Source organism: Paenibacillus sp. MSJ-34, assembly GCF_018918005.1.
GTDB lineage: Bacteria > Bacillota > Bacilli > Paenibacillales > Paenibacillaceae > MSJ-34.
The window spans coordinates 1-11,528 of record NZ_JAHLPR010000085.1; the positions used below are offsets into that span (position 1 = coordinate 1).

6 protein-coding genes are annotated in these 11,528 nt (G+C 39.7%); all 6 read right to left on the reverse strand.

The genetic code is table 11. From position 1 onward, the window contains the following. Positions 1-102: 102 nt before the first annotated feature. The gene (locus KQI79_RS26425) at positions 103-513 is read right to left on the reverse strand and encodes an RHS repeat domain-containing protein (protein WP_216541335.1); all 411 of its coding nucleotides are present in this window, start codon (positions 511-513) and stop codon (positions 103-105) included. A gap of 39 nt (positions 514-552) precedes the next feature. Further along, positions 553-1,719: a carbohydrate binding domain-containing protein gene (locus KQI79_RS26430; protein WP_216541336.1), complete on the reverse strand. Its 1,167-nt coding sequence runs from the start codon at positions 1,717-1,719 to the stop codon at positions 553-555. Between the two features lie 750 nt (positions 1,720-2,469). Further along, positions 2,470-2,856, reverse strand: coding sequence for a DUF5071 domain-containing protein (locus tag KQI79_RS26435; RefSeq protein WP_216541337.1), 387 nt, complete (start codon positions 2,854-2,856; stop codon positions 2,470-2,472). A gap of 1,014 nt (positions 2,857-3,870) precedes the next feature. Then, a complete protein-coding gene (locus KQI79_RS26440; RefSeq protein WP_216541338.1) occupies positions 3,871-4,119 on the reverse strand; it encodes a DUF1871 domain-containing protein in 249 nt (82 codons plus the stop codon). Positions 4,120-4,139: 20 nt separating this feature from the next. Continuing rightward, positions 4,140-9,341 (reverse strand): polymorphic toxin-type HINT domain-containing protein, encoded by a 5,202-nt coding sequence (locus KQI79_RS26445; protein ID WP_216541339.1) that lies wholly within the window; start codon positions 9,339-9,341, stop codon positions 4,140-4,142. Next, entirely contained in the window at positions 9,338-11,062 is a 1,725-nt protein-coding gene (locus KQI79_RS26450; protein WP_216541340.1) for a GBS Bsp-like repeat-containing protein, read from the reverse strand. The genes KQI79_RS26445 and KQI79_RS26450 overlap by 4 nt, the downstream gene beginning before the upstream one ends. Positions 11,063-11,528: the final 466 nt, after the last annotated feature.

Genomic DNA, 11,528 nt, shown 5'->3' on the forward strand with positions numbered 1-11,528 from the left:
AGGCGAGAGTTTCCGTTTCAAGCAAGCTATGGAACGAATTCCGATGTAGCCTCGATGCTGGCAAGTGGGCTTGGCACTTTTGGCTGCAAATCTAAGCATTTTCTACTTGCAAAACACAACCGCTACCATCCCGTACTTCTCAATACCTTTGGCTGATATCTTTTGTCTCTGTTTTGAATCTCCATTAACCAAAGAAAATTCACTTTCCGCAGCCCCCCAGATCTCATTATTCCAATAACTAGCCTTCCCGTTCTCTTCTGCTTCATCAAAGTGATTGTTTCTAACTAAATTTGTTGGAAAAGTGACCATATTTTCGACTTTCTTGGAACGATCCATGTTGCCGTTAGCGTCATACTCATACCGAACTTGTTCTGTATCCGACAGTTGAACACTAATGAGCCTCCCATTATTATCGTATATAAATTTCTTTCCCGCAGCATCTATGGTAGAAGCCAGCGTAGCAAACAATAGAAATACTAACATCAATCCTATGATTGTTTTTTGAAATTTCATACTTCCTCCATTGATTTGACTTTCCTCTCTGTTGAACCTCTATGTAATTGGGGCAATCACAGCATTATCAATATATACTTCTCCATTTCCGCCGTCCCCGGTCTCCGTTACATGAAAATGAATTCTTGCTATCTTTGTGTTTTTGGGTGGAGTTATTTCAGCCTTAACTTCTGTCCAATCTATTGTATTCTGCATATTAACAGGACTTGTACCACCAACAAGGTTGTATTTTTCATCAAAGTAGTGAATTGCAATCACAAATGCGGCATTAGATAGATGTGTTATTTTAATATCGCTCGAAATTCGATATGTTTTCCCGTGTTCAACATAAAGATCCTGAAAGAAATTCATACCGCCCTGAGGAATACGATGAGCATGAATTGCTTGAGAATGAAATCCTGTTTTATAAAACCGATCCGTTGTTTTTATCTCGCCCTCGCTTCCTTCGGATTTCCATACTGACCAGCCGCTAGCAACATCCCCGTACGAATTCACAAATTCGAAACTAGGGTTATAAAATAAATTTTCTGCTTTCCCCTTAGTCATTTTGACGGAATCGAGGTATATCGTTCCGTACCCATTGTCCGATAATTCCTGAAGATGAAAGTGAATTCTTGCGATCGAAGCATTACTGGGAGTCGTCATTTCACCGGTGAAAGTCAACCAACTCGTTGGATCTTCATATTGAAAAACTGTCTCTCCTTTTATTAAGTTGAATTGAGAGTCAAAGTAATGGATCGCGACTATAAAATTCGCGTTTTTCATTCGCTCGATCAATAATCTTCCATTAATTGTATAATGTTCATTCGGTTTTATATTTACATCCTGATAAATATTCATGGCGCCATTTGGAATTTTTCGAGCTTCGATCTTCTGAGACATCCCTCCCGAATAATAAGGGCTTTGTACAACTTTATATTCCCCCTGGGCACCTACGGATTCCCAACGTCTCCAATGAGAGGCAACCTCCGCATTCGTCTCATAGGATTCGAAGTTTCCATTTCTAAACATATTATCGTCCCGAATTTTTTTTATCAGGTTCCCATCTTCATCATAAAACATCCTCATTTGGTTTCCCTCAGGCAAGATAATTGATTTCATACGATTCGACGAATCATACAAATAATCAGTCGAATATACTCTTATCGGATTCAATAACATTATTGAACATAAAAAGAACACACATAATAAGAATCCCTTCTTCATAGCCTAACCCCCTTGAAATTGGATTACTTTCATATGTAATCTTAATCTTCTATATACAAAGTATATCTTCTCTATAAAAATAAAATAGGGGGAGAAATTAGCGATATTTCGGAAATAATGTCGAAATAGAACGATTGCCAACTTCTTATGTTATAAAAATAAAAACGCAAGAGATTTAAGTATGATCGCCTGTATAATGGCGATGACGTCGATGAAGCTACGAACTCCATTACATGGAATACTATTTTATAATATATATCCCAATATTGTTAATATAATCATGTAAGTGTATGTAAAAATAAATGATTTTGTAGAACCAGTGAACGGGGGGGGGGAGCATCCAATGTAAAGCCGAAAATAACCTAATACCGGATGATTACTTAAACATCCAATCCCGTAATGTCTCAGTAATTCACTCTCGTCATCCAAGATTCGAGACAAAGTAACTATCCGGCCTCTCCTGGATAGGCTGAGGCAAAGATACGATTATCTAAGCGATTCACAGCATCGATTACTGCAAGTACGAGGCAATTTTCTGGAATGTCTTCTACCATATCCATTGGCAGGTAAAGTTAGTTCATGTTATATTGAATGCACAAAGAAACTGTTCCTTTCGTAAGATGGTTTGAGTGGTCCCTCCATTTTACCAAAATCCGGTTTCTTTTTTTATTTTAGACAAGAGAAGGGTATCCCTTAGGTCAACTTAGACCTTTTGGGAACCCCTTATTAACACCACATTATATTTCTCTTTCAGTATAAGCTTTGTAGTATTTCCTTCGATATTTCATCAATTCCTTCTTCTTTATCATTTAAGTCAGGATTATTCGACAACTTCTCAAGATCTTGTTTTAATTCAAATTTATCGGTTGGAGCCATTCTATCTATTATCTTTATTAAAATGGAGTACTTCCAGAGGCTGTCGTCCGAGTGTAATACCTCCCTAATATAAGGAAATAGCTCTTTATCAAATTGTAATAAAATATCGCTAATCTCTGACGCAATAGGCCAATTTATATCTTGTAGCCACATTAATAAGTCAGGTACGATTGGTCTTAAAGCATCTTTATCGTGTGCCTTTAATTTATTTATGCTGTCAAAGTCAAGTTTGTGTTTTGGAATAATATCCCTTAAATTCAATCTTGCCCACCGCCTTTTGGATATTTTATATTTAATAACTATGTTTTTTAGTATTGTTGTAAGATAATAGGGATTTGCGATAGCAGCTGCTCTTGAAGCCATCCATAACTGATGTTCATAAGGATCAACTGCAAATTAATCGCCATATATTTGGTCAACAATAATTCATTTCTATAAGTTATGAAGTGCTCGCAACCATAAATCATTAATTTGTTTATCTTCGTCTGAGCCTAGCGTTACTTCTTCAAAAAACATTTCTTTGAAATATTTCTTTCATACCTCCATTATTAAGGAACTAAAACAGGACGTGGAAATATAAATAATTGCCGTTAAAATTATTTATTTCTATATTATTCATACATCAATTTAAAAGTCATTAATTCTTATTGTGTAAGTACAAATTTTAAAATTGAACTTGGTTACCTAATTTTAGTAACCCGAACAAGATTACCGTTGCGATCGTACTGGTACATAAACTCCCCTTTGGGGAATAACGAATATACTCCAGTTGATTATTGGAATTGTATTGGTATTTAATTCCATTAGTTATTGAAAATCGTTGTAAGTCCGTATATTGCGAAACACGCCCCGTCGAATCGTAAATCCTCACCTTCCAAAGCCATTCTCCTGCCGGTAGTGAGGCATAACTGATATCGTAATACCTTTTCCACTCAATTATTTTGCCTGAATCATGAACAAGTTGAAGATCCGTATTATATATCAAAAGTTGGAACGCTCCTTGGTCTTTCCCGAACGGATCAATAAATTCACGTTGACTTACCTTTGTATTGGCACGTTACAGACTGTTCACTCGTTTTATCTATCGTTCCAAATGCCCAATTAGTTTTAAAGCAAAGTGATGATTGAATTTGCATCTCATTATTTATGGTCGTGGTATACAAAAGTAAAGTTGGGGGTTTTAAGGATAAGTTTTATCGGGATGTGCCCCCATTCATTCGGCACTGGGTGGGAGTAAAAAAGACCTTGAGGATTGCCGCCCCCAAGGTCAGTTAACTATTTTAGTATTTGATTCGCAATATTAATACATTCAGACTTGTCCATATCAAATACTGTTTCACCGAAACGCTCAAGAAAGAGACTATAAATAAAATCTGCTAATTGGTTCACATTCTTTGGTGCTTCAAGAAACTGGGTAATCGAATCAATTTCTTTAATATATTCATCAGGCGGAAATAACGGTAATAAATTAATGGGGTCCCAATCATTTATTACCCTTGCAACCTTTTCAGACAAGCTATTCATGGAATCTCCTCTCAAAATGATTATTTCCCATACAAGGTATTTACTAAGGATTGCATTTTTTCGTCAAAATCGTGTTTGTGCATTACAGTTACCAAAGTTCCGTCCTTTGCAACGACAGCAGCACCGTCCTTTGTTACAAAGAGAAACTTCTTTCCGCCGTCTTGAGATAGTGCTTTACCAGTTCTAACCCAATCATTAACCATATCAGTGGTAACACCACGTTCCAACATACGGTCAAATCCATGTTTTGTCTTATTACCCCAATTAACCTTTATTCCCGGATTATTTGCAAGTATTCCTTGTTTTCCAAAGTCGGTCCCAATACTGCATGCATTATGCGTCCAAATTCCAAGGTTAGATACAAAATAGGTATGGAAATCGTTAACCATAAAGTTGTAAACGGTCTTATATTCCTTCTTAACGTCAATCTTCTCGAGAGCTAATTCCTTGCCCTCCGAAGTTGTCAGGACATCACCGATCTCAAGGTTCTTGGATTCCACCCAACCTTTTCCGACAATCCAAAACGGATGCTCGTCGGTTGTCGTTATGACTTCACCACCAACAGTTATATTATATGTTTCCTCAACATCACGTTGGAAGAGCCATTCAACTTCCTTATAAGCCATCTCACCTGTCTCGTCATCTTTGGCGAGAACCTTATCTCCGACTTCAATGTCTTCGATATTTTTCTCCCCTTCGTCTGTAAGCACTGTAGTTCCTGCAGTAAAGCAATTGCAACCCTCAACAACTTTGGCTGCTTTAGCAGCTTTTGAAGATCTTGCTGCATTTAATCCTGATTCTACGCCAGTGAAAGCTCCCCCCTTATCCGGAGATATTATACTGACAAACATGTATAGTGCAACTTTATATTGATCATCCGGATGAACCTTGCCACTTGACATTAGATCACTTAACTCAAGTGGGTTCATTTCTCTTAAAGGCTTAGTGAACGTTAAAACACTTTTTCCACCATATCCACCTGTTCCTATAATTTGCTGATGACCTGTCGGATCAATATACTTCAATGGGTTGTTACTCACATACGTATACAAATTCAAACTAAGAGGGTTAGTAATCTGCCCCTCATACGTATCCTCCGTAATAAATCGCCCGATACTTGGATCGTACCATCTAGCCCGAAGGTACTGCAAGTTCGTTGCTTGATCCCAGTACTCTCCCGAATAGCGGAACATATTCGGTACGGTCTCATGCTCCGTTAGCGGATTGCCCCAGATATCATACGTGTATTGGTTCAATAGATTTCCGCTCTCGTCGCGAATTTCGGTCACATCGCCATGTCCGTTCGTTAAGTAGTATTGCAATTCATTTTGCCCTGCCAACTGGCGTGCCAGTAACCTTCCAGCAAAGTCATGGATGTAACTCACCATTATCTTTACGCTGCCGTCTGCGGCGACTTGCCCTTCGCCAATCAATTTAGCGCTGTCGTTATAGTAATATCGGGTCGTTGCTCCGTTCTCGCTGCGTTCCACCATCAATCCGTCCCCGTTATAACGATAGGTCACCGTTTTCCCGTCTTCTGTCGTCACTTTCGTTAAACGATTCCGATCGTCATAAACGTAGCTCGCTCCCTTGATGTTCGGAAATTGATCGCTTGTCAGCGTCATTCGGTTATCACGCATATCGTACGTATACGTTTCGTTCAATAAACTGGATGTTTTGATTCGATTTAAGGCGTCATAGGTGAAAGTAAAGCCCGAGTTGTTCTCATTTTTGCCTATAATATTGCGATTGTTATCGTAGCTGTATACGTATTGATTTAGCAGGGCATCTCCCTTTTTATACTGCATATTGACCATGTTCAGCCCATCATACGCAAATGTTCGTGCCAGACCGTTGCTCGAACTTATCATCCTTAGTGCGCTATTATCCAAATATTCGTAGTTGAACAACGCCAGTTGCGCACCATTCCCGCCAATCACGCTCATTTCATTCAAGCGAGGCAAGACATAATTGAGATCCCCTTGCAACGTCAGGTTATAGTTCGGCGAGGAAAGCGTTTCCTTTGTTTTTAATCCCCGCTTCTCATAATCAAACGTTAAAGCTATACCGTCAGGATAGGTTAACGATGCTAATTCCCCGGTAGGATAATAGCCATAATTCGTTGTTCCTGTCCCATCATTCATCGTTACCCTTTTACCCGCCGCATCATAAGAATAAGTTATCGTTTCGCCAGGGGTAATATCCCGTATCAAAAAGTCGCGGTTATTATATTCGAATCGTTGAGTTTGCCCTTTGCGGTCAATTATTTGGCTAATATTACTATTCGCATCATAATACATCTTCTTGGTTTGCCCGAGTGGATCGATTTGCCGAATTAAACGGCCGATTTCATCGTAATGCTTCTGAACTTTATTCCCATCGGCATATTGAAGTTCGACCATATCTCCGGTCAAATTGTAACGATAGCGCGTCGTTTTCCCTTCCGCGTCGGTAACTGCCGTTAACCGACTCAACGCATCATATTCGAATCGAGTCATATTACCGTTAGCGTCCGTCGTTGCTATAACGTTACCCGCATAATCATACTCGTATTGCGCTAATACAATATTGCCGGTTGGCTTGATCTCTTCTTTCTTGATAACCCGGTCCAATAAATCGTATGTTTCGCGGATCGTATTGTTCTCGGCGTCAATGATCGTTTTCGTATTTGCAATATCGTCATAGATAAATTGATTGGTACCGAAAAGGAAATCCTCTTTGACTACCCTTCCTAAATTATCGTATTCGTAAAACGTCGGGCCTCCTCTAAGATTTCGTTTTAGGGTCACTCGGCCATGTTTGTCATACCAGTATTCGGTTTCTCCGCGCCCATTAATCTCCTTCGTCTTGCGTCCGAAAGGATCGTAGAAAATGTCAAGGCGTATCCCAACAGGATCAATTACGGTTACTTTGTTTTGCTCATCATCATACTCAACTGTCGTACGGTTTCCGTCAGGATATATTTCTGCCGTTATACGGCCAAGTTTGTCATAAGTATAAGATGTTGCATTACCTTTCCCGTCAATAAACTTGGTTACTTCTCCTGTTGAAGCATTGTATTCCATTTCTTTAGAAATTGTCGCAACTTGTCCGTCAACGTCGGTCGTTCCAACGGTTTGTTTCGTCAGAAACATCGAATGAAACCGCGGACTATACTCTTGGTTGACCATCGTTTCTCGTTGATCTCCAAGAATCCGTACTGTGATCGGACGCCCAGCGTTATCGTAATCGTAGCTTAATTGTTGCAGAAGTGTGCCCTGGTTGTTTTTAGCGATCGCTTGCTTGAGACTGCCTCCGTTATACATATTATATTGATAATCGTTTATCAGATTCGTAGTCGAATTTACAGGCAATGTACTATTGGTGAGCGCCATACGATTGTTGATTGACACCAAGTTATATTGAAAACGGCTAGTCGCTCCGATTGGGTTAGTTTCAGAAGACAAGAATCCCCAATTATCATACGTTCTGGTCGTAACCCGTACTGGCGACGACATAGAACCGTTATAGGTTCTTTCTTCAATCCTCGTTGGATCGGGTCGATTGGTAGATTCATCGTAGCTATAATTGATCACCTTTTTCAGGTTTGAGTTGCCTACAATGATCTCCGTTTTTGTATTATAAATCACATCGGGGGTCTCGCCATCCACATATTTCTTCTTGTAATGATAAATGGTTTCGGTCAAATCGTCGCTGACTCTCGTCGCAAACGTACTGGTTTCACCAAACTTGTCTCCAATATCGCCTATATCCAGTAAGTAAAGGGGATTTGCTATGGTCGAACTAGTAGAGCTATAAAAGTCTTCGCGAATGGAAAACCTGACATGCTTCTCTTCGGCATATCTCCCAATTTTCCTTGAAACCGTATATGCTCCGAATTTTGTCATCGCTTTCGTGGGATGTTCGATAAATTTTAATGTGATCCACTCATTTTTTCCCCAGTTAATAAATCGCCCTGTTTGATCCTTAATGTCTTTATATTGATACAATAGGTTAAAGAGCATCATATCCCACGACCAGACGGTGTAGTCATATTTGGTTGACCTCCCCATCGGATCGATAACTTCGGCTAATACTTCTTGATCACGGGAGTTGGCTCGCATTTTTTTCTTTTTATATGTCACCGTCCGGTCGCCCAGACGAGCTTGAACGGAATCATTATTATAATGAAACGTCATGACGTTTGTAGAACGATTGTCATTGGCGGAACTAATGACGGCACTCAACACGTTCCCATAGTAGTTGTTCGTCTCATACCAGAACTTCAGCCAGTTTCCAAATTCGTCCTGAATCATGATTAAGCGGCCGCTGCTATCGAAATATTGCCTCGTCCCCTTCGTATAATCCGCAAGGATATATTCGCACTCTCTGCCTCCGACTTCAATATCATCCTGACATGGTCCAAGCGACAAATTTCTCCATGGATATCCAAGCAAATAACCGCGACTTGAAATAGCGAAGGTTCCGACGCCGGAAATATAAATATATCTTTGTCCTTCTACAGATTTAATATAGGAAATGTCCCAAATCCACCCTTTGCCAAGCGGGAAAAGAACTTCTTCTCGTGTCGAACGTGTACTGTTTAAATCATTGTAGACAGTTAAATCATCTTTCCCTCGAGAACTGTCATAAATACGCCGTAAAGCAAAATCGAGTCCGTTGACCCCCGGCATCACAAGGTCGGTTTCTTCAACACGCAATGATCCGTCAGCAGTTGAAATATGATCGTTAATCGTTCCCACGGAATACGGCGCTTGATCGTATTTAAGCGGCGCACGCTGTAGAGCGATTTCGTCGTAAGGCTTCGTATTGGTTAAGCTCAATGACTGGTCTGCATAGACTTCGTCTGTAATGGAAACGGGCAGATAAACTCCCTCCGGAACGCTAATAGGTCCATAAACGGTATTTGTCGCACTTTTCACTTGTAAATCAGGATATTTAGCGTTGATGTAACTTTCATACGAGTTTCCATCTTTTTGTTGCTGAAGACCTTGGTAAATGTCGTTAAGGGCATACCCCTTGAACAGTTCCTCAATAACCCAATCTCTGGTAACATCAAAAGTTTCGACAACCGAAGAAACCGTTATGTAATCTTCAGGTTCATTGAATGTGAATCCTTCCTGCCATTCCAATGGAATCTCTTGAGCAGTTGTCATGTTCGGGAACAAATTAGCGCTTAGCAATAAGCTTAACACGATTGCGTAAATCATTATTTTTTTCACTTGCTTCCCTCTCCTTTTCTGCTTACTGTTCTAAGTACATTTCCGTTCTGATCATATTCATATTGTAGAGTTTGCCCATCAGGTTGATTGATATGTTTAAGCCGACCCAAACCGTCATATTGATAATAGGATTGATTTTCACTTAAAACGACGTTGGTCGTTGAACTGGTAACAAAAGTTCGTTGTCCTGAAAGATCGGCCTTGTATATATGCGTTATATACGTTCCTAACTGTTTATTATGTTTTGTTAAGGGAATCTTCACTTCCCATTTACCTCGACCTAAATTTACTCCTTCGTACCATACGATATCGTCTTGACCGTTTGCTTCCGTCCAAGTCGGAAAATAAACTTTGGCCGCTTTAACATTTAACAATCGAATTACAATTTCATTCTCATTAGCATTGACGTTTTGCGGCGCTATAACGCTCGGCGTATCAACCACATTAACCCCGAATTCTCCAATGAACTGCTTTTCCCGACCGGATACATACTTGTAAACATGAGTGATATAAGTACCTGCTTCGTCATTATGCTTTGAAAATGGGATCGTCACCTTCCAATTGCCCTTCCCAAGATTGACCCCGTCATGCCAAATCAGATCGCCCTGTCCGTTTGCGCTCGTCCAAGTTGGAAAAGTGACTTTGTCTGCCTCGACATTAGACAATCTAACTTCGTATTGTTCTTCCCCAATGCCAATATCATGAAGCGGATAATTTATAAACGGAGTATCAATGACATTCACATTAATCGATCCGATCATCGTTGAAGTTCCGCTCGAATCAAATTTATATATGTGAGTAGTATAAACGCCGGCTTCCTTGCGATGTCGAGTTAAATCGATCGTTACCTTCCAATAACCTTCACCCAAATGGGTACCTTGATACCAGATCAAGTCATCCTGTCCGTTCGCTAAAGTCCACGTTGGAAATTCAACCTTCTTCGCTTGCACATTAGATAAATAGATGTCAAAAGAGAAATCTGTAACCCATACAATTTGCGGAGCATGGATGAACAAGTCCGTTCTCTTTTTTACAACATTCACATTTACCCAACCGATTATTGTAGATTGATCGTCGGCGTCTACTTTATAGATATGGGTTATGTAACGACCCAGTTCACGGTTGTGATTTGCTAAAGGAATGGATATTTTCCATTTACCGTTTCCAAGATATGCACCTTTATACCAGATCAGATCATCCTGTCCGTTTTGTTCCGTCCATGTTGGAAACCTGACTTCACTGGAATAAACATTCGTAATAATAATGTCGTAGAATCCTTCTGCAATGTCCGCTTCGCTCTGTGTGTACACTAATGGGGTCTTGCGGCCGCCATCGTACACTTCAACGTTAACAATGCCTATCATATCGCGATTGCCGTCCGCTGCCTCTTTATAAATATGCGTTGTATATGTGCCGATTTCGAGATTATGTTTAGATAGAGGTATTGTTACTTGCCACCTATCATTTCCCGCCTTTACTCCTTCGTACCAAAACAGATCGTCTTGCCCGTTCTCTAAAGTCCATGTTGGAAAAAAAACTTTTGAGGCTTCTATATTGGAGACAATAATTTGAAATGAAGTAACTTGCGACAAATCCACCTGACCCGGCGCTTCAATGATAGGCGAGTTATAAGAACTCGCAAGAGTCGGAGCGCTAATCATCATGGCAGCCACACAAAATATCAGAATGCTCACAAGTGCATGTCTTGATCGTTTTCCCAAATCAACAACCCCTTCCAATACCCGATACTTTTCCAAAAAACCAACGATTCTATCAATAATTTTCCAACTCTTAACTTAAATTATATATTTCTTGAAAAAATAAGACAGGGGTGTAAATTAGCGAAAGGAAAAGAATAATGTCGAAATACAGAGAATAATAACATAATATTAAAATCATTCTCTTAAATTAAGACAAAATTATTGTTAATTAAAATGTATTGTAATATCATGTGTGGTAAATATATCCTATTGCATTGAAACGAGAGAGGGGGAAGGAAAGGAGATATATTGGTAAATTGAAACAATGGATAATTCAGGGGATAATTTTTAAACATTTGGAGGTTAGGTGTTTCCGCTGAAGCATAATGCCCGAAAGCTGATGGTATTGCCTGTCCAGGGTTTGACGAATATAATGTCCGTATCACAGTAAAGGAAAAGGATGCCTCCATAAAGCGTAAGCCTGTTC

Excerpts from the sequence above, each read along its gene's own strand:
- KQI79_RS26425 (WP_216541335.1), bottom strand. The coding sequence starts at position 513 with ATGAAATTTCAAAAAACAATCATAGGATTGATGTTAGTATTTCTATTG.
- KQI79_RS26430 (WP_216541336.1), bottom strand. The coding sequence starts at position 1,719 with ATGAAGAAGGGATTCTTATTATGTGTGTTCTTTTTATGTTCAATAATG.
- KQI79_RS26440 (WP_216541338.1), bottom strand. The coding sequence starts at position 4,119 with ATGAATAGCTTGTCTGAAAAGGTTGCAAGGGTAATAAATGATTGGGAC.